Origin of the sequence: Vibrio pacinii DSM 19139, assembly GCF_000711795.1 — a bacterium.
In the GTDB taxonomy this organism is placed as follows: domain Bacteria; phylum Pseudomonadota; class Gammaproteobacteria; order Enterobacterales; family Vibrionaceae; genus Vibrio; species Vibrio pacinii.
Window position 1 is genome coordinate 97869 of record NZ_JONH01000001.1, and the last position, 20883, is coordinate 118751.

Genomic DNA, 20883 nt, shown 5'->3' on the forward strand with positions numbered 1-20883 from the left:
AACTGACCAACTAAAGTGCTTAATACTTAGGTTTCTGCGCTATTGGTCGTTAAAATAGAATCTATGATCCCTCAAATCTAACGATTGTGAAAGCATCTGAATTAAAAAAACGACTCGCTCGATTACCAAGCAACTGCGATCCGGACATAGTGACCGGAGAAACTTGGCTGCCAGAACGATTACTTGACGCTGAGCTTGATGGTGGTTTGCTTTTTTTGAGTTTCGATACCGCACCAGAAGAGACACAAGGTGAAGAGGAAGGACGCGGTTTTGTCGAGCACGAAATCAGCATGATACGTCATCGCTTTTTGCAAATCCTTACCGAAAGCTCTGATGATAAAACCAAAGCAGATGCGATGCTGGCACTTTTTTTAATGGGCCATGAACTTTCAAGCTCAGAAGTCATCGAAGTTCTTGAAGACCCAAGCCTACCCGAGGAACCCACTGAGTAACGCATGGATAATAAAAGACCTTTTCTTATTGCTGGCCCCATCTTGCGCAAAACCACTGCCACTGAGCTGGTCTTTTGGTTAGCCACACGTGAGCCCCTTGATGGTGAATTTACCCTCAGTTTGGCGGCCGACCAAACCGAGTTACACCGTCAGTCTTTAAGCCAGTTCGAAGCGTTTAAAGTTGGCCAATATTGCTATGTCACCTTAGTGCGTATTGTTGGTGAGTTCCCGCAAGATACTGCGCTCAATTATCAATTTAATACCCAACACGGTCCCTTGGTTGAGCTATACCCACACTTGCTCTATGGCAATGAGTCACAACTTAGCATTACCATCTCGACCAAAGCCGATTACGTGATGCACGGATCGTGTCGTAACCCTCATGATCCTAGTGACGATGCTTTGGTGCGCGCCGATGAAAAAGTCGCCCAATATTCTATCGACCAACGCCCTGACTTATTAATGATGAGCGGCGACCAAATCTACGCAGATCATGTTGCTGGACCAATGCTCGATGCCATCCATCAAACCATTGAGTTATTAGGGCTCCCGCAAGAGCAATTTCATCAAGCGCCTGTGCAAAACAGTGACGAGCTTTTTGCGCATCCGGACTGTTATTATCGCCGTGACCATCTCTTACCCCATCATTACGATGACGGCACACTGTTAACCAAGCTGTTTCCGAAGCGCAACGCGCCTATTTTTACCTCTACCGATGCAGAAAACCATTTGATTACCTTTAGCGAATTTGTCGCTATGTATCTGCTTGTTTGGTCGCCAACCTTGTGGTCTTGCATCAATCCAACTCGCTTGCGGGACAATGGCTTCTCTCACGTTGGACAGGTTATGGAGCCGCGCCTTCAACAACGTTGGCACGACGAACATCAAATCCTTCGAAGCTTTGTTGATGGTCTTAGCCAAGTGCAGCGCCTGTTCGCCCATATCCCGACTTACATGATTTTTGATGATCATGATATTACCGACGATTGGAATCTCACCATTGGCTGGGAAACGGCCGCCTATCAAAATCCATTTTCACACCGCATCATTGGTAATGGCTTAATGGCCTATTGGCTTTGTCAGGGATGGGGGAACGAGCCCGACAACTTCAATCACGAATTTGTTAATTTGGCACGCCAATTTCTCGACACGCCGAGTGTAGACAATCATGACGCCTTTATCCGCCATTTATATCGCTTTGAAGCTTGGCACTATACGATTGAGCGTTCGCCGAAAGTCGTGGTACTTGATACTCGAACGCGGCGTTGGCGTTCTGAATCTAAAATGAATAAACCGTCAGGATTGATGGACTGGGAAGCCATGATAGAGCTGCAGCATGAGCTTTTGCATCTAGACAAAGTGATTATTGTCTCGCCAGCACCGATGTTTGGCGTCAAGTTTATTGAGACCTTACAACGGATAGTGACTGCACTCGGTAAACCGTTAATGGTTGATGCAGAAAACTGGATGGCGCACCCTGGCAGCGCTAATACAATGTTAAGTATTTTTACCCACACCAAAACCCCGACTAATTTTGTTATTTTGTCAGGCGATGTGCACTACTCATTCGCATACGACATTAAACTCAGGTTTAGACGCAATAGCCCGACCATCTATCAAGTCACCTGCAGTGGTCTCAAAAGCCAGTTTCCTGAACCTTTGCTCGCGTTGTGTGACCACGCAGACCGGTTGCTTTATTCGCCGCGCTCACCATTGAACTGGTTTACCAAACGTAAGCGCCTCAAAGTGAAAAAACGCGATCCAAATACACCTGGGCGTCGTCGCTTAGTCAATAGCAGTGCCATTGGCGAACTCAAGCTGAATAAACAAGGCAAACCAGAACGTATCGCGATTTTAACTGGTGACGGCAAGCAGTGGGAGTTTATGCCGATAAAAGAAAAGTAAGATTTTGGTCAAACGTATTGTGATCCACGACCAACGTCACTATCTATAAACAGAGTGGCACTATAAATAACGTCACTATCTATAAATAGAGTCGCACCTAGATAAGTAGAGTCGTACATCGATAGCTAGAACAGCGCATTTACCTGCACAACCGCACAGAAAGGCATAGACCATGTTAAATTCGATTACTAAACTGTTTAAACAGTTGCTTGAAGGGGAAGATTTAGGCCAACACAGCGCCGCAGACCCCAATTTAGCGATTGCGTGCTTATTGTACGAGGTTGCTGGCGCCGATCATCAGATTGAGCGTGCAGAGAGCGAAGCAAAACATCACCTGCTTGGTAAACTGCTCAATCTCGACCCTAGCCAAACCAACGCACTGCTAACTCGCGCTCAACAATGCAGCAAAGATTCGGCGTCTTTGTACGAGTTTACCTCTCAGTTACGCGAACTTAGTCAACAAAACCGCTACTGCGTGATCCAGGCGATGTGGCAAGTTGCCAATGCCGATGGCACGATCGATCCACTAGAAGAAGCCGTCATTCGTAAGACCGCCGAGTTGCTTTATGTTGATCACCGTGACTTTATTCGTGCCAAGCTTTCTGTCACCGAACTTCCGGCCAACGAGCTTCCAACTAGCGATAAAGACCAGTAGGTCACATTGGCAAATCAACCGAGTCCTCGTACCTTGATTACCTGAGTAACATCACATCGCTATGACAACGCCGCATCAATCCCATCTCGTCGTTCTCACACAGTGAGAGCGACCTGAGCTCAACCTAATCACCACGTAACGTCACCTTAACTTGCCATCCCCTGTAGCACGCTACTCGATGCCGTCACTTCACATCTTGACCTCATTAAGTCGTGAGGAAAGCACCATAATTTGATAACAACTCATTAACTTTACAACGTCTTTGCTATAGTCATATTCGAAAAAAATCAAAACGTTTGCGACACAAATTGTCGGTTTAATACTCCGAATCGCTCCCAATGAGCGAAACACGCGTGCATAACAACAAGGACGATATATGAAAGCACTACAAACCTCCCTCATTACCCTCGCCATCACTGGATTTATGGCTTCGGAAGTCGCCGCTGCAACGGAATGGAATGTTTCTCTGTGGGGAAAACGCCGCGCTTTTACCGAAAACGTAGAAAAGCTCGCAGAGCTAGTTGAACAGAAAACTAACGGTGAATTTAAACTCAACATTTCTTATGGCGGCCTGTCTAAAGCGCGTGAAAACTTAGACGGCATTTCGTTCGGTGCATTTGAAATGGCTCAGTTTTGCGCTTTTTATCATGCCGATAAAAACCCGACCATTACGGTCAACGAACTGCCGTTTGCCAAAGAGGTGTCATTAGCTCGCATTAGTGATATCTACATGAAAGTATTTGAACACCCTGAAGTAAAAAAAGACTTGGCGCGTTGGAATGCGACGCTGCTGATGCCAACACCACTGCCGCAGTACAACATTGTCAGCAAGAGTGACGCACTAAACTCTCTACAAGACTTTGATGGCCTGCGCGTACGTGGGCCAGGCGGAATTATGGGAGTACTGGGTAAGCTCGGCGCAGTCAAAACTGGGGTACCGTTTTCTGAGGTCCGCCAATCGATGGATTCTGGCGTTATTGATGCCGCCTCGTTTGCTCCCCATGCTCACCTGTCGACGAATTCCTACAAAGTGGGCAAATGGGCCACAACTAACCTTAACTTAGGCTCTGCCAACTGCCCAGTGGTGGTTAATACTGAAGCTCTTGAAATGCTCAAGCCCGCTCATCGCGAAGCACTACTCGGTTCCGTCGATGAAGCGCTCGACTTCTATGTGCAAAACTATGAGCAAAACACCACGGCGAAATACCAAGCAGCTATCCGCGATCAAGGTTTGACTTTAGTGACCTTCTCTCCTGAGCAGACCGAACAGCTCAACGAATTGGCCCAGTCAGTGCGCCAAGAGTGGATTGATAAATACAAAGACAAGTTTGACTCTCAAGCTGTGTTTGACCACACCGCGAAACTCTTTGCTGAGTAATTCCCTCACCCGCCAGGTAAGACATTCTGACTTGCCTGGCACACTCTCTATGACAGATTTTTAGATAGGAGACCGCTATGTCGGCTGCTGCTTCTGTATTGGAAGATGATTCGAAGTTAAGTCGTGCAGACCGCTTACTGTTTCGTTTCGAGTCCTTTCTCAACCTCGCTGGTGGCGTGGTAATTTTCTTACTGGTTTTTCTCGCCACCGTTAACGTGTTAGGTCGTTGGTTATTTTCATCACCCATCAATGGTTACGTTGACTGGGTCGAACAAGCCATGGCGTTTATTGCATTTCTAGGCATCGCATACACACAACGCATGGGTGGGCATATCCGAATGGACATCATCATTGGCCGCTTCAAAGGCCGTTGGTTATGGGTCACTGAATTTATGTCTGCTCTGTTGATGTTCACCGTTACGCTTGTACTTATTTACGGCTCCTATTTGCACTTTTGGCGCGCCTATTCGATTGGCGACTCGTCGCTCGATATAAACCTTCCGACTTGGCCAGCCAAGCTAATCGTGACGATTGCCCTGAGCATCTTGGCTGCGCGGTTAGTGTTACAAATGTGGGGCTACGCGCGCGCAGCAGTGAGAAGAGATGAACGCCCTATTGGTGTCCCTCTGATTGAATCAGCTGCCGAAGTGGCCGCAAAAGAAGCCGAAGCAGTAACCGGACACGAGAGTTAGGAGAGTTATCTTGTCAGATTTAATTCAAACCATGGCCACTATGGACAGCATTCAAATTGGCCTTTGGGTATCAGGTGCCATGCTTATTTTTGTTGTGCTTGGTGTGCGAGTAGCCTTTGCCGCTGCCACCGCAGGGTTCCTCGGTTTAGTATGGATATTCAGTGCCAAATTTGGCTTCGAACGTGGCTTTATGGTGGCACTCAAAATGGCCGGGACCATTCCTCATTCTAAAGTATCATCGCTCGCGCTATCGCTGATCCCGACCTTTATCTTGATCGGTTTTCTTGCCTATCACGCAGGGCTGACAAAAGCGCTATTTGAAGCGGCGAAACGTTGGGTCGGTTGGTTACCGGGCGGAATGGGGGTCGCAACTGTATTTTCGACAGCAGGCTTCGCTGCGGTTTCAGGCGCTTCGGTCGCAACATCGGCGGTGTTTGCCAGAATTGCGGTTCCAGAGATGCTCAAACTCGGCTACGACAAGCGCTTTGCCGCTGGCGTTGTCGCGGCAGGTGGCACCCTCGCTTCGTTGATCCCGCCATCGGCCATTTTGGTCATTTACGCCATCATCGTCGAGCAAGATGTCGGTGCCCTGTTGATGGCAGGCTTTATTCCTGGCTTTGTTTCTGCGCTGATTTACGGTGGATTAGTTATTTTCCTTGCGATGACCAAAAAAGATTTTGGTCCACCTGTGCGAGGGTATAGCTGGAAGCAACGCTTTGAATCACTGCCAGCAGCAGCGCCCATTTTCTTTGTCGTCGCAATTATCATGGTGTGTATTTATGGCGGTGTCGGGACTCCAACGGAAGCTGGTGCCCTTGGTGCTAGCGTGATTTTATTGGTGGCTCTTTATCATGGCAGTCGTTGGAAAGAGATTAAAAGCTCAATCATGGAAACCGCCAAGCTGTCAGCAATGATATTCGCCATCATCTGGGGGGTATTGATTTACGTTCGGTTTCTTGGCTTTGCCGATCTGCCGAGTGCTTTCTCAGATTGGATCGTCAGCTTAGAACAAAGCCCAATGCTGACCTTGCTGTTTATCCTACTCGCGTATGCGGTTCTGGGGATGTTCATGGATGCAATTGGCATGTTGCTGCTGACTCTCCCAGTTGTTTACCCTGCAATTATTGCTCTAAATGGCGGCGTGGATGTGGCCGCAGTAGACTCTGCATTTGGCGTTTCCGGGCTAGGTTGTGCGATTTGGTTTGGTATTATCGTGGTCAAGATGGCAGAACTGTGTTTAATCACCCCGCCTATCGGCTTGAACTGCTTTGTGGTTGCAGGAGTGCGTCCTGAATGTTCAGTTCAAGATGTATTTCGCGGCTGTACGCCTTTCTTCGTGGCTGACGTGATCACCATTGCTGTGCTGATCATGTTCCCAAGTATTGTATTGTGGCTACCAGAGATGATTGGCTACGCGTAATAAAATAGCGGTCAATAGCATCAAGGGAGCCATTCGCTCCCTTGATTTTTTACAGCATCGTTAATGCAAGTTTGGCTAAGTTATGGGCATCGACATAACCTGAATGCTGTCGGCCTTCCCACTCGATACCTTTACTTTCTTGCGCGACTTTATGACCAACACGCTTGTCTTTAAGGCGATTTTGAATCCGAAATAGGGTTGCTAAATTAATGAACTCATTAAACGGCATCTCAATGCCCTTTTGTTGGCACTCTTTGGCTAACACGCGATCATCTCGGCCCCAAGCGGCGTAGATTTTGTTCGCACCGCCAAAGTTTTTCACCATCGACTTAAGCACTTCTTGCAAAGGCCGACCCTGTTTCTCAACCGTGCGTGGCGTAATACCGGTCAATTGTGCACAAAACAGCGAGACTTCATCATGTTCTGGTTTGACGTAATATTGTGCACGCTTAACGATCTCGCCCTTAACAAGGTCAATTTCTGCTAGCCCAACTTCAATAATTTCCCCAGTGGTACCGACACCGTTTTCATTCCAACAACACATTTCTAAATCGAAACAAACAATACGGTTATGGTTCATGATTGGCCTTTGTTCAAAGTTCGCAAAACGCGAAATTCTACATCAGAAATCGACAAAATTCGAATCGAACACGTTTAAGCGCTCAGTTATGCGGCAATCGAGACGCGATTTCGCCCTGCTTGCTTACTCTTATAGAGCTCTGCATCACAATGTTGCAGGATGTCTTCTTGGCTTTCATCTGTGCGGATAGCCGCGCCGATACTCAACGTACAGCGAATGTCGTGTTGAGCAAAGTGATAGGCAGCCTGTCCGACCGCATCACAAATCTGTTGTACGTAATCTGCCAGCGCTTGCGGCTCAGTAACATTAGAAATAATACAGAATTCATCACCACCGATGCGCACAAAAATGTCGCCTTCACGTAACTGGCCTAACACTACGTTAGCCACACCAATCAAGACCTCATCGCCTGCAATATGCCCGTAACTATCATTAATTTGCTTGAACTCATCAATATCAAAACCGATTAAAGAAAAGCACTGTTTGCCAGTGACTCTTTGCTGCAAGTGACGACTGAATGCACGGCGATTATAAATGCCTGTTAGCGCGTCATAATCGACTAAAAATTGCAGTTCACGGGTTCGTTCATTGAGCAGCTTCTCTAAATACTCTTGATCTCGCAACAATAGGTACACAATGTAGGTAAGCAATAATGACACAGTAAGCCCAGTCAAACCTATCGACCACAGTACCATTTTGTCGTTGTATGGAACGGTGCCCGCCAGTTTAAAATCAACTACCCACTCGCGGTTTGGTAATCGAATACGCTTCTGGATGTCAATCCCCTGACTCTCTTGCCAGCCATCACTTTGATACAAAATCGGGTCGTCTTCTGCATCAAAGCCTAAATCGGTCACCCGAACCAACAATTCTTGCTCAGTGGCCGTACGTAACACTATTGATTCAAAGTATTTGGTCGAACGGATCGCACCAATTACCACACCAATTAGCTTTTGCGGTTGGTCAACGAAAAAGACCGGATGATAGACCAGCAACCCGGTTTTACTAATGCTTTTGTCGATGCCATCTTGCAATAACCGTACTTTGTCAGACAGACTTGGCTGACCAGTTTTGACAATATGATCAAGAACCAACTGAAAACGGCTTCTTGATGAGTAATAACCCAATGCTTTGAAATTCGCTTCACTGCGTGGATAGACATCAGACGCAGTGTAGATTGGCTGATTATTTGGCAGAATATAGCCGAAGGTTTTAGGTCCATCTTTGGGGATGGTGTAGATCTCATAAAATGGGAATGTTGCACGCACCTTGGCAATGTGTGTATCAATGTCTCTGCTCTCGACACGCTGCATCCATTGCAACGCGATCAATGACTGAGACGACGACAACACTTGCTCCGCGAAAATCGAAAAGCGATCCCAGTCTTCAGGGTGAGTAGAACGAAAGAAATTAGCCCCAGCACCAATAAAGTGCAGATCACTTTCAATCACCTGTTGCAAATTTTCACTCTGTTGTTCGGCCAGTTTATCGACCAAATCCATACTGTGGCTTTGCTGAGCTTGATAAGCAAAATAAACCAAATAGCACGTCAGCATCAAAGTAAAGACTAAGGTAACGGCAGGAAATAAAAACTTCTTTGTTTTAAATTGGCGCATAACGCTGTTGCGGATTAATCGACCGTCCTTGAGAATAACGCGCTATTCTAGCGCTTACTGATTGGCGATATAAAGCTCAATCCTGCCTTTGATATGAAACAATCCTCATTTCGAGGTATAGGCCTCCTTTTTCGGCTAAATTCGGTTAAAAACAAAACAGTTAGCCATCAAAACCCCTGTTTTGGCCTGTTTTTGTAGCCGTACATTGACTTGATTATGATAATATTCACCCCAATCTATCAGAATAAATCGGCTCTTATTTCAACCCAGAGCCCTCACAGAGATTTCGCCTGTCTCTGAAATCAGAAAAATTAGAAGAGAATTGTCATGACGTTCGATTTACAAATGATCCCTCAAACGTTCGATATGCTTCACGCAGGTCTTGCTGCATCAAGCGTTCTATTGCTGCTGATCGCGGTTTCACGCAAATCAACCGTAGTGGAAAAAGTGGTTGAGAAGCCAGTCGAAAAAATCGTTGAAGTAGAAAAGCCCGTCGAAAAAATTGTCGAAGTTGAGAAAATCATTGAAGTAGAAAAAGTGGTTGAGAAGGTTGTAGAAGTCGAGTCGAAACTTGCTACCGCTTCAACCGACTCAGCGCTGCAGCTTCTCTCTCTCATGCAACAAGAAGCGCGCCTTATCGATTTTCTCCAAGAAGACCTGACTGCGTTTTCTGACGAAGAAGTCGGCGCCGCCGCTCGCGTCATCCATACTGGTGGTAAAAAAGTCTTAACCGACTATGTCACGCTTGAGCCTATTCGCCATGAAGATGAAGAGACCCGTATTACTATCGAAGCAGGCTTCAACCCGCAACAGATTCGTTTGACGGGCAACGTTACAGGCAATGCACCCTTCAACGGTACATTGGTCCACAAAGGTTGGAAAGCGAACGCAATCAACTTACCAAAGTTAGCTAAAAACTACGATGCTTCTGTTATAGCGCCTGCTGAGGTTGAGCTGTAATGGAACACCAAAATATCGCCCAGCAAAACGCTAGCTCGAACACAGCGAAATTTAGCGTCGGTATCGACTTAGGCACCACTCACTGCGTGCTCTCGTTTATCGATACGCAACAAGAAGACTCTCGCGTTGAAGTCATGCCAATTGCGCAGCTGACCGCGCCTGGTAACGTAGAAACTCGTAGCCAACTGGGCTCGTTTTTATACCAACCGCACCAACACGAAATGAACCCAGCGTCACGTGTGCTGCCTTGGTCATCACAGCCAAGCGCTCTAGTGGGCGCGATTGCACGTAATCTTGGTGCAAAAACACCGATTCGCTTAGTGGCCAGTGCAAAGTCTTGGTTATGCCATGCCGGTGTAAACCGTCGCGATGCTTTTTTACCCGCAGGTAGCCCGGAAGAAGTCGAAAAAGTGTCACCATTACGCGCGACTGAACTTTATTTAGAGCACTTAAAAAACGCTTGGGATCACGCACACCCAGACCATCCTCTGACTCAGCAAGATGTCACCATTACGGTACCGGCTTCCTTCGACCCAGCGGCGCGAGACTTAACCGCCGAAGCGGCGCGCAATGTTGGCCTGGCTCATCTGACTTTGCTCGAAGAACCACAAGCTGCGCTTTATAACTGGATTGATAACAGCCACGACAAATGGCGTGACGACGTTACTGTCGGCGATATTGTGCTGGTGGTGGACATCGGTGGTGGTACTACTGACCTCTCGTTGGTTGAAGTCACTGAACAAGATGGCAACCTTAGCCTCAATCGTATCGCGGTTGGAGAGCATATCCTACTCGGCGGCGATAACATGGACTTAGCCCTTGCCTACCGCCTGAAGATGAAACTGGCACAGCAAGGCAAAGAACTGCAACCATGGCAAGTACAAGCCATGACCCATGCTTGCCGTGATGCCAAAGAAGCACTCCTTATCGACGCTGAACTTGAGTCAGTGCCGATCGTAGTTCCGAGCCGTGGTTCGAAACTGCTTGGTGCCACTTTAAAAACGGAACTGACTCAAGCGGAAGTTCAGCAAACCTTGGTTGATGGTTTTTTTCCAAAAGTTGCCGTGACAGAGCACCCAGTGCAGCGCAATCGTGGCGCCTTGACTCAAATGGGTCTGCCTTATGCACAAGATGCCGGAATTACACGCCATATTGCGGCTTTCTTGACCAAACAAGCTAATGCACAAGGTGGCAGCGCGACGGCAGAAGCGTTCAATCCTTTTGCTAATATGCCAGGTATGGGCGGCCAGACTGATCAGTCAGCAGATTTTATTAAACCAACCGCCATTTTATTCAACGGCGGGGTGTTAAAATCGACATTGCTAGCCGCTCGCCTTGAAGAAACCATTAATCAATGGTTGCTTGAAACCGACGCCCCAATCGCCAAACGCTTAACTGGTGTCGACTTAGACTTAGCCGTCGCTAGTGGTGCAAGCTACTATGGTGCCGTTCGCCGTGGACAAGGTGTTCGAATTCGAGGCGGTATTGCATCCAGTTATTATGTCGGGATTGAAAGTGCGATGCCGGCTATTCCGGGGATGGCACCACCGATGGAAGCACTATGCGTCGCACCATTTGGCATGGAAGAAGGCTCTAGCGTTAGCGTACCAAGTAAAGAATTTGGTTTAATTATCGGCCAACCGGTCAGCTTCCAGTTCTTTGGTTCGACCGTTCGCCGAGACGACGAAGCCGGCCTTCACCTTGATCACTGGGCACCGGAAGAGCTCGAAGAGTTGCCAGAAATTCAAGTGACTTTGCCCGTTTCTGAAGGGCGCCGTGAAGGTGAAGTGGTTCCTGTCACTTTAGCCTCTCGCGTTACCGAGCTAGGTACGCTCCACCTTGAAGCCATCGCCTCTGATAATGGCCAAAAATGGCATGTCGAATTTGACGTGCGCGATGATGGCAAAGATCACTAAAGCGAACCAACATAATGAGACAACGGCACCACAAGGTGCCGTTTTTGCCAGACGCCAGTCTACTCGTTCGTTTATTGACTAAACGAAGACGAAATTACCCAGATTGGTATGCGATAAATAGACAAAGGGTTTTGTTATATGGCCTCTCCTCGATTTTTAGTCGGTATTGATTTAGGCACAACTAACACCGTTGTGGCGTTTTGTGAAATCACTGACAACCTAGAACACGCACCAGTGTCACTGTTTGATATCGACCAGTTAATCGGGCCGGGTGAAGTGGTGCGCAAACCGCTTTTACCCTCTTTCCGTTACCATCCCGCTCAAGGACAAGTCTCTGAGTCAGATTTAACTCTGCCGTGGCAAAACAAGCCCGTCGATGGCGACATTTCACATGTCATGATCGGCGAGTGGGCACGTGAGTTGGGCGCCAAAGTCGAGGGTCGCCAAGTATCGAGTGCCAAAAGCTGGCTCTCTCATCAAGCGGTTGACCGTCGCTCAGATATTCTGCCTTGGGCGGGCGCCGATGATGCAGACAAAGTCTCCCCTGTGATAGCCAGTGCGAGTTATTTGAATCACATTCGTCAAGCATGGAACTATCGTCATCCAAGCAACCCTCTCGAGCATCAAGATGTGGTCGTAACGGTGCCCGCCTCGTTTGACGAAACGGCGCGAAAACTGACCTTAGAAGCTGCGCAACTGGCGGGGCTCAATCATATCGTTCTTCTCGAAGAACCACAGGCGGTGTGCTACGACTGGTATGCTCGTCACCAGAACAGCGCCGCTGAAGAGCTAAAATCATTACCACTTATTTTGGTGTGTGATGTTGGTGGCGGAACAACCGACCTCAGCTTAATTGAAGCAAAGTATACCGATGATGAGCTTGCTCTGAATCGAATTGGCGTCGGTGAACACTTAATGCTCGGCGGTGATAACCTTGACCTAGCCCTTGCTCATCTTGCCGAGCAGCGTTTTAGTCACAGTAAAAAGCTCAATGCTGCAAGCTTAACAAAACTTATCCAGCAAACCCGTAAAGCTAAAGAGAACCTGCTTTCAACCCACGCCCCGGACGAAGTGAAAATCACGATGCTCGGCAGTGGTTCTAAACTGCTTGGTGGCACAAAAAGTATTGGTTTAACCAAACAAGAAGTACATCAAATCGCCCTTGATGGTTTCTTCCCTCTGTCGGATTTTACCCATACACCGGATAAGAGACGCAGTGCGGTGGTTGAATTTGGTCTACCTTATGTCGCAGACCCTGCGGTCAGCAAGCATGTGGCCGAATTCCTCAATCAACATCAACAAGTCTCCTATTCGGCTCTGGCTCAACAAGATACCAGTAAGCCTGCCATCCCTGTCGGGTTGCTGCTTAATGGTGGGGTATTCAATAGTGAGCTAGTTACCGAGCGCGTAACCCGTCTACTAAGCCATTGGCGCGGTGAACCCGTGACCGTTTTGGATAACCCTCACCCTGATTGGTCAGTGGCACTCGGTGCGGTCGCTTTTGGTAAAGCGCGTCGAGGCGCACAACTAAAAATCGGCGGTGGTGTGGCTCGTTCCTACTTCTTGCACCTACAAGAAAAGAACAAAATGGGTAAAGCACTCTGCTTGCTGGCCAAAGGCACAGAAGAAGGTCACGAAATCCGCTTAAGTGGTCGCCGTTTCGCTCTTACGCTCGGTGAACCAGTTCGTTTCAACCTGTTGACGACAACTCATGACACGCTGAGCAACAATACTGCCATTCAAAACGGAGCCATGGTCGATATCGATGCCGATCTTTTCTCGCCGCTGCCCCCATATATCTCAACTCTTGAAGGGCAAGGTACGGAATTACAAGCCAATCAAAAAGAGCGTGTCGAAGTACAACTTGCTTGCCAGTTAACCGAGGTGGGCACACTAAAAATGGAGTGTGTTAACGTCGACGATGACAATAAGCGCTGGGCACTGGAATTTGAAGTCCGTAATCAAAAAGCGGATGAGATTCAACAACAGAACACGCATCCACGTCTTGCTGAATGTAAAGCGCTGATTTCACGCCTTTACAGTGGCAACAAAAAAAGCGCCGAAGGCAAAGAGATAAAAACGCTCGCAAAAGATCTTGAAAAAATGCTCGGCAAACGGGATGAGTGGGATTTTTCAACCCTACGTCAGATTTTCGATGCTTTTGCGCTGGGAAGAAAACGCCGACGTCGCTCCGAAGCTCATGAAAAAAACTGGCTACGCTTGGCCGGCTTCTCGTTACGCCCTGGTTTTGGCGATGCCACCGATTCATGGCGCATCGAACAAGTTTGGGGACTCTACCAGCAAGGGATCCAGTTCAAAAACCATCAAGGTTGGAGCGATTGGTGGGTATTCTGGCGCCGTATTGCCGGTGGTCTGAATCAAGAGCAGCAAGAGACGATCCTCGCGGATATTGCTAAATATCTGCACCCTGGTGCGATGAAAAATCCACAATCGGCCAAAGCGGCACAAGAAATGGGTTATGAATCAATGTTGCGTTTAGCCGCCTCTCTTGAGCACCTCGATGTCGAAGATAAAACTCTGCTCGCCTCTTGGTGTTTAAGTAAAGCCCTCAACCACAATCAATTTGAACAAGCTCATTGGTGGGCGCTGGGCCGATTAGCAGCGCGTACGCCACTTTATGGCAGTCAACACAATGTCATTGCTCGTGAACAAGCTGAGCAATGGCTACCGAAGCTACTTGAACAAAACTGGCAAAAAGAGCCGATGATCGCTTTCGCGTCGGTCATGATGTGTCGTAAAACCGGCGATCGACTGTTTGATATCTCTGATGACTTCCGCCAACAAGTGGTCGATAAACTCAAACAAAGCAAAGTGCCTGAGTCGTGGTTATCTCTTGTTGAAGAAGTCAAAGAGCTCTCAGCCAGTGAGTCGAAACGTGTCTTTGGTGATGCTTTGCCGAGCGGCTTAACCCTTGTTAACCACTAACTGCAGGCTAAATAAAATGGTACAAAGGCGCACTGAGTTGAGCGCCTTTTTATTGTTGAAACTGTTTAAAATATTGAAACGGGTTAAACTGCCGATCCCGACGCGCGCCACGCTTGGTTTTCGCTATCCGAAATAGCGCGAAACAACTCTCGTAGCTCTTTTAACAAGCTGTCTTGAAAGCCGAGATTTTCATCCGCTTTCTGTTTTGCGGCCTGCGCTCGAGCGGCAAGGATTTCATCTTCTTTGCCACGAGCCTGAGCTTTGGTCTGTTCAACATTAGATGCCGCATTAGACATCTGACTTAAAGCTTGCAGTACGGCATTGTTAGCTTGGTTTTTTGCCATCCGATGCTCAAACTTACGACTATTTACTTGCCGCTTTGACAGCATATCAGCAATATTATCTTGCCCTGTATTATGCAATTTCACTAACTGTTCTTTTTGCGCAGCAGACAAGTTTTTTGATTTCAACATTTGTTCTACTTGCTCAAGACCCGCTTTCTGCGGTTTCAACGCATGGTTGTCCGCAACTTGTGCTTTTATCTTACCCACCGCTTTAACATTACCACCCCCCCCCGTAGCAGCAGTCGCACCTGCCAATACGCCTGAGACAACCGCTGTCGCTAACAGTGCGTTAGCAGCATTTTTCATTTCATTCGCTTGATATTGCAAGCTTGCCACATTGGCTTCTACAGCAATCTCACGCTGTAGCGTTTGTTGGTTACGACTCAGCTTTGATACTTGATAAAGCAAAGACAACAAACTGAGCACTTGCGAAACCGATTCAGACACAGACTTCACCATTGGTTGCCCTTTTATTGTTTTATCTAGGGTTTGCGTTAGTAAGTTCAGCGTTGGTGCCACTGCATCCACCAGCTTCTCCGCAACTTTACCCTGGTGACTGGTGGCAAGTGTTTTAGGCACATCAAGTTGTACGCAAGCAGAAAGGGGGGCCGAATTGTTACTGGTACCCTTTACCGCGCTCGCTTCGGTTTTGGTTGCAGCTTGCTGCGCTTTAACCGTTATTTTTACCTCTTGGCCTAAAGCGTATATATTCGCCGTACTTTTTGTATTGCTAATTAAATCTACCATCTTCGACTCCTTATACTGTGGCGGGGCGGTTTAACACTATTTTCATCGATTCGCTCTTGGACTCAATCATTTGCATAATCATCGTCATGACTTCCTGAAAACCTTGCATGATTTTCTCAATTTCTGTTTTTAGCTTGTCGATCACCGCCTGGCTTAATGTCATCTCCGCGCGCATTTCTATAAGTTCAGATTGAATATTGGCAACATCAGCTTGATGGCTAGCATGCAGGCTATCTGTCGAGCCTTTTCCCACATTAACTGTAAGATCGACGGTTTCAGCGCCATATCGAACTCCTTTCGTCACCGTTGAAGCCGCCTCGGAACCCATGTCGGCAACTTTTGCCATATTCGTTGCCACCTTGGTGGCCATTTCACAGACTTTTTCAGCAACTTTTGTGGCACTCTTAGCCGCCAGTTTGGCGATACCGCCTGCAGCGGCACCGCCAAAAGTAACAACAGCGCCAATAACGGCGACAGCAATGTCTAACGCCAAGACGACTTTATTTAGCGCATCAACATTGATGCCTGCTTGTTTTAAAGCATCTTGTACCTCGGGCTCTTGCAGTGTCATGCTAACGACCCCCATCACACCACCGGCAATCATTAGTGCTCCTGCGGCAGCACCAACTCCCGTTGCGACCATAATCGCCCCGACGACAACGGAAACCACGGCACTAATCCAACCGAAGATCTTGGCAGCTAAACCCGACTTTTTCGCCTCTTGTGTGACTTTTTGAGACTCTTCAATCTTGTGTTGATTGTGGTTCATCTCTTGTTTGTGGTTTGCTTTTGTAACCTCGATCTCCTTGAGCTTCAGACTCGTCTGCGCCGTTTTGAGATTATCAATGATTGCCGCGAGCTCAACTTCAAAATCATCCACTGAACCTGCAACAATCTTAACCGCCAAAGCGCCTGTTTGAGCAGCGCTGGCATCAAGGGTATTCGCCATGGCATCAACCATTTTTTGTAGCTGTGCCATGTCCTTGATAGTCAACTCGTTAACTTTCTCATTCATCGCCGCATTAGGGACATCCAACTGAACTGGAAAGTTGACGAGATTAAGCGGCTCACAGGGTTGATTGTTAACGTTTCTAACCACAACAGCAGACTGCACAGCTTGGTAAGGCTGAGTCTTATCTAGCCTTCTTTTCTGTGCTGCTTTCTCGGTTTTCTCAGCACCAGAGACGTATGTCTGGCTGTGAGCGCGGTCAAGTACAATAGAACTCATTGCCTAGTTACTCCTTTTCTTTTTTAGCGCTTTTAACATGATGTCTGCGCGTTTATGCAAATCTGCATAGTTTGATTGCCCGGCTGACACCTCCTTTGCTCTGTAGAACCCACTTTCCGCTTCGATGAATTGCTCAAGCTTCAAATGACACTGCGCCGAATGGAAAGGAGGACGAGGATCGTTGATATCCATCAGTGCCGCGTAGCTATAGGCATCAATTGCCTGCAGATACTCACCTAACTCTTGACGAGCCGCGCCTAAGCCGATGAAAAATCGAGCTTGATAGTGATCGAGCATACTCAATAGCTGAAAGACTTGGGCAGCTTGTTCAACTTTACCGGACTGAAAAACGTTATAACCGACTGCATAGATATGCTCGATGGTGTCTGTTGACACATCGTGAAGCATTTTTATCGTGCCACCCTGTTCCAGAAATGACATTAGCTCCTCAGCTTGACTGTGAGATGGTTCGATCGAGACGTTTTCATTACTCATGGAGAGTATCCTTAAAAGGCGCGTAGGATTTGTTCTAAAATGCTGTGATATTTCTGCACAAACTTGTTCATCGCCTCAACGGTCGCATTGAGCTGCGAGCTTGTGTCGTTCAATTCAGTGACTTTAAGCTGCACATCATCATTAAGCAGTTTGGATTTATCACTAATGGATGTTGAAAAATCACTTAGGTTCTTCACCTCTTTAGTATTTTGATAAGAGGTTTTATTGACGCTGATACCCTGCTGAATTAGGAAGTCTTTATGATTACTAATATTATGATCCAACAGATACTGATACTCTGGAGACTGTTTAAAAGTGGCCTCATCTTGATAATTAAAATCTGCATAGCTAAAACCTTCATTCTGTGGTGTATAGGTTTGAGATTCTTGATTGCTGTCCGTGTTACTTAACTTAGAATGGATGTTGGACTGCACCACCGCGTAAATTTTGAGTTGCGTTGTGAGTGCTTGCAGCTCCTGTTTCTGCAATTCACGTTTTTCTATGCGATCCAGGCGGCGCTCATTCAGTGCAAGCAGCACCTTATCGTCAAGTTGAGAGGTTGAATGAGGGGCGGTACTTTTACGCACTTGGCGATCTTCTAACTGCGCGGCTCGCTCAATGGCAAAAGCAGGGTTCAGTGCCAGTTGGCTTTGATTAAATGTGGTTGGCTGACAATCTTGCATCGTACTCTGAGCATAATGAGTCGTAGTCGTCGTTTGATTACTTGTATTAGTCATCTCTATCATTTGCAAACCTCTAAATCACTATGCCACGCATTAATATTGGCCGTTTGTATCGCTGACTTTTCTTTTCCGATCTCTTACTTTGCGAGTGATGCGCCCGGTCAAGCAACATCGTATTACCTACGACTGAATCAACACCTAGCTCACCAAGTAATGGCTTGAACCTATCATGTTTGTCATCCGCATTTCGAATCGCCGCTTCTGCAAGTTCGATCGTTTCAGTAAAAGGAGATTTCATTGTGATACCCATAATAAATGCGTTCACTGAACTCTCTCTGTCAGTAAACGTCGAGTCTTTTTATTTTTTTCGATTGCTCAATGACTTAAAACTCGCAGGTCGAAACGCGTGGCCATCACATCACTACTCTGCCAAGCGGTTGAATATTAATTTGCTGAGTTAGCTCTTGGAAAGACAACACCGGAAGCTCGTAATATTCCGACTCAAGCAACTTTCTGACATAGCGACGCACATCCATAGATACAACTAACACGGGTTTATTTGGCATACGGTTAAGGTCACCAATCGTCTGTTTTACGTCGTTAATAAATTGCTGAGTCACCGCAGGATCAAGCGCCAAATAGCTTCCTGCAGAGGTCTGTCTAATGCCGTTACGAATGGTGTCTTCTACACTCTGATCAAGTAGGTAGGCGGGGAGCATGTTTTGTCCGTTAGCGTATTTATAACAAATGTAACGCTTCAAGCTAGAGCGGACATACTCGGTAAGTTGGACAACGTCTTTTTCCTTATGGCCCCACTCGACCATTGCTTCTAAGATCATGCGCAGGTTACGAATGGAGATATCTTCACTGACTAAACGCTGTAGAATCTCTGTCATTTTTTGTAGCGGAATAATGCGCTGTGCTTCTTTGACCAACTCACTAAAGCCGCCTTCCATCTGTTCAAGCAGATAACGAGTTTCTTGAATACCGATAAAGTCTTGCGCGTAATCTTTTAGCACATGTGACAAATGGTAAGTCAAAATTCTATCGGATGTGAAGAAACCAACGTGACTTGTCTCTAACTGGTCTAAATAACGCTTTGATACCCATACACTGCTGATCCCCGGAAGAAAATCATCCCCTTGTTCAAACGGAATACTTAGCAGGTCAAGCTGTTCATTATCCTCTATCACGAGCAGTTTCTGTTGTTCAATTCGACCGCGTGCTACTGGTACTTCCTGCAGTTGAATCAAATACTCATTGTTATTCATTTGATCATTAAAACGCAGGTGTATCCCAGGGAATGGCACACCAAGATCTAAGTAAAGTGCGCGTCTTATTCGGACAAGTTCATCGTTTAGCGCCACCGCTTCAAGGCTCGCTTGTAAGCTTGAATCGAGTTCGATCAAAAGAGGGACTGTCATGGCAAATTCTTCTTGCTCAATCAGCTTAGCTTTATTGACCCGCGTTGATGTCGGCAGGTTCAACTTAGCGGCAGGTAAGCCAGCGCCTTGAGCAACAAAGGTAGAAAGATCAGAGGTCTCAGCTTGGTTGTGTTTTGTTTGTCGATAGGTAAGGAACACCCCTCCACCACCAACCACCGTCGCTAACACCAAGAAAGTAATTTTCGGGAATCCAGGGATTAATGCAAATAAGATCAGCAATACACCACTAATTAATAGCGCCCTTGGCTGAGCAGTTACTTGGCCACCAATATCGGTTCCTAAATCCGAAGCGTTATCATGGCAGACTCGAGTCACGATAATGCCTGCCGTCATGGCGATAAATAGCGCTGGTATCTGCGACACCAAACCATCGCCAACGGTCAAAATAGCAAACAGTTCTAGCGCTTCAGCCCCACTCATACCCTTTTGAGTGATGCCGATTGTCACACCACCAAGAAGGTTGACGACGATGATCACTAAACCTGCGATAGCGTCTCCTTTGACGAACTTCATGGCACCGTCCATCGAACCGTACATCTGACTTTCTCTTTCGATCAGCGAACGCCGATACCTTGCCTCGTTGACATCAATCACCCCTGCCCGCATATCGCCATCGATACTCATCTGTTTACCTGGCATTGCGTCAAGCGAGAACCTGGCACTCACTTCAGCGACGCGCTCAGAGCCTTTGGTAATGACCATAAACTGGACAATGGTAATGATAAGGAAAACCACAATACCAACGACTAAATTGCCGCCAACCACAAAATTACCAAAGGTATATACGATTTCTCCAGCATCACTTTGAAGAAGAATCAAACGTGTTGTAGTTATCGATAACGACAAGCGAAACAAGGTCGTAATCAAGAGAACAGCGGGGAAAGCCGAGAATTCGAGTGGCGTCGTAATATAGATCGATAACATCAGTAGCACGATCGCAATGCTTATATTTGTGCCAATCAGCACATCGACAAGCGCCGTAGGCAATGGCAAGATCATCATAAACACAATGGCTAGCAACATCACTGCAAGCATAATGTCTTTACGTTCACCCACCTTATTTAATACATCAATGAGTTTATTCATTCGCTTGACTGCTAAGTGATCTAACGTAGCGCCTGTGTGCTTGACGCGCCTCCTCTTGACGGCTTTGTTTCCATCGCGCTTGGCTTATGCACAACCATAGCCCGGATTCATACTCTTGTGGCTGTAACTGCAATAACTCTTCGCACAACAAAATAGAGCGTGCAAAACACCCTACTTGCAAGCACGCAACCGCTAATAATCTTTTTGCTTCACAGCAATGGGGGCGAACGTCAACCACCACATTAAGCAGCGATATTGCTCTATCAGGCTGCTGGTATTGCACTTGTAAAGCGGCGTGGACCAGCAGAAATTCAACGTCTTGATTGCTTAGCATC

The 20883-nt window shown here is 47.1% G+C and carries 18 protein-coding genes; 9 read left to right on the forward strand and 9 right to left on the reverse strand.

The features are described from left to right. Window positions 1–86: 86 nt before the first annotated feature. From BS19_RS00415 to BS19_RS00440, 6 genes are all read left to right on the forward strand, one after another. Entirely contained in the window at window positions 87–452 is a 366-nt protein-coding gene (locus BS19_RS00415) for a VC1380 family protein (RefSeq protein WP_038172554.1), read from the forward strand. Window positions 453–455: 3 nt separating this feature from the next. Beyond that, on the forward strand, window positions 456–2357 hold the full coding sequence (locus BS19_RS00420) for an alkaline phosphatase D family protein (protein WP_038172558.1): 1902 nt from the start codon (window positions 456–458) through the stop codon (window positions 2355–2357). Window positions 2358–2529: 172 nt separating this feature from the next. Then, window positions 2530–3012 carry a tellurite resistance TerB family protein gene (locus BS19_RS00425; protein ID WP_051686459.1) on the forward strand — a complete coding sequence of 161 codons (483 nt, stop codon included), beginning with the start codon at window positions 2530–2532 and terminating at the stop codon, window positions 3010–3012. A 376-nt stretch (window positions 3013–3388) separates the two neighbouring features. Next, window positions 3389–4390 carry a C4-dicarboxylate TRAP transporter substrate-binding protein gene (locus tag BS19_RS00430; protein ID WP_038172560.1) on the forward strand — a complete coding sequence of 334 codons (1002 nt, stop codon included), beginning with the start codon at window positions 3389–3391 and terminating at the stop codon, window positions 4388–4390. 77 nt (window positions 4391–4467) lie between these two features. Then, entirely contained in the window at window positions 4468–5082 is a 615-nt protein-coding gene (locus BS19_RS00435; RefSeq protein WP_038172562.1) for a TRAP transporter small permease subunit, read from the forward strand. A gap of 10 nt (window positions 5083–5092) precedes the next feature. Continuing rightward, the gene (locus BS19_RS00440; protein WP_211252978.1) at window positions 5093–6502 is read left to right on the forward strand and encodes a TRAP transporter large permease; all 1410 of its coding nucleotides are present in this window, start codon (window positions 5093–5095) and stop codon (window positions 6500–6502) included. 49 nt (window positions 6503–6551) lie between these two features. Here BS19_RS00440 and BS19_RS00445 read toward each other — a convergent pair whose 3' ends face one another. Together BS19_RS00445 and BS19_RS00450 are read right to left on the reverse strand one after the other, a co-directional pair. Beyond that, window positions 6552–7082 carry a 3'-5' exonuclease gene (locus BS19_RS00445; RefSeq protein WP_038172564.1) on the reverse strand — a complete coding sequence of 177 codons (531 nt, stop codon included), beginning with the start codon at window positions 7080–7082 and terminating at the stop codon, window positions 6552–6554. Between the two features lie 86 nt (window positions 7083–7168). Continuing rightward, window positions 7169–8698, reverse strand: coding sequence for a sensor domain-containing diguanylate cyclase (locus tag BS19_RS00450; protein WP_038172565.1), 1530 nt, complete (start codon window positions 8696–8698; stop codon window positions 7169–7171). A 327-nt stretch (window positions 8699–9025) separates the two neighbouring features. On the opposite strand from BS19_RS00450, the gene BS19_RS00455 reads away from it, so the two are divergent. From BS19_RS00455 to BS19_RS00465, 3 genes are all read left to right on the forward strand, one after another. Continuing rightward, window positions 9026–9658, forward strand: coding sequence for a DUF2760 domain-containing protein (locus BS19_RS00455; protein ID WP_038172567.1), 633 nt, complete (start codon window positions 9026–9028; stop codon window positions 9656–9658). Further along, a complete protein-coding gene (locus tag BS19_RS00460; RefSeq protein ID WP_038172569.1) occupies window positions 9658–11574 on the forward strand; it encodes an Hsp70 family protein in 1917 nt (638 codons plus the stop codon). Before BS19_RS00455 ends, BS19_RS00460 begins: the two co-directional genes overlap by 1 nt. A 138-nt stretch (window positions 11575–11712) precedes the next feature. Continuing rightward, window positions 11713–14520, forward strand: coding sequence for an Hsp70 family protein (locus tag BS19_RS00465; protein WP_038172571.1), 2808 nt, complete (start codon window positions 11713–11715; stop codon window positions 14518–14520). Window positions 14521–14603: 83 nt separating this feature from the next. Here BS19_RS00465 and vopD read toward each other — a convergent pair whose 3' ends face one another. The 7 genes from vopD to sctY all read right to left on the reverse strand — a co-directional run bounded on the left by vopD (window position 14604) and on the right by sctY (window position 20882). Then, window positions 14604–15611, reverse strand: a complete 1008-nt coding sequence (gene vopD, locus BS19_RS00470) for a type III secretion system translocon subunit VopD (protein WP_038172573.1) — start codon at window positions 15609–15611, stop codon at window positions 14604–14606. A gap of 10 nt (window positions 15612–15621) precedes the next feature. After that, window positions 15622–16839 (reverse strand): type III secretion system translocon subunit SseC family protein, encoded by a 1218-nt coding sequence (gene sctE / locus BS19_RS00475; protein WP_038172575.1) that lies wholly within the window; start codon window positions 16837–16839, stop codon window positions 15622–15624. A gap of 3 nt (window positions 16840–16842) precedes the next feature. Beyond that, window positions 16843–17334: a SycD/LcrH family type III secretion system chaperone gene (locus tag BS19_RS00480; RefSeq protein WP_038172576.1), complete on the reverse strand. Its 492-nt coding sequence runs from the start codon at window positions 17332–17334 to the stop codon at window positions 16843–16845. Window positions 17335–17345: 11 nt separating this feature from the next. Continuing rightward, window positions 17346–18080: a virulence-associated V antigen gene (locus tag BS19_RS00485; RefSeq protein WP_038172577.1), complete on the reverse strand. Its 735-nt coding sequence runs from the start codon at window positions 18078–18080 to the stop codon at window positions 17346–17348. 10 nt (window positions 18081–18090) lie between these two features. Then, complete coding sequence (locus BS19_RS00490) at window positions 18091–18315, reverse strand: hypothetical protein (protein ID WP_038173055.1); 225 nt, start codon at window positions 18313–18315, stop codon at window positions 18091–18093. Window positions 18316–18430: 115 nt separating this feature from the next. Further along, the gene (gene sctV / locus BS19_RS00495) at window positions 18431–20548 is read right to left on the reverse strand and encodes a type III secretion system export apparatus subunit SctV (RefSeq protein ID WP_038172578.1); all 2118 of its coding nucleotides are present in this window, start codon (window positions 20546–20548) and stop codon (window positions 18431–18433) included. Further along, on the reverse strand, window positions 20541–20882 hold the full coding sequence (gene sctY / locus BS19_RS00500; protein ID WP_038172579.1) for a type III secretion apparatus assembly chaperone SctY: 342 nt from the start codon (window positions 20880–20882) through the stop codon (window positions 20541–20543). The genes sctV and sctY overlap by 8 nt, the downstream gene beginning before the upstream one ends. Between the last annotated feature and the right edge of the window lies 1 nt (window position 20883).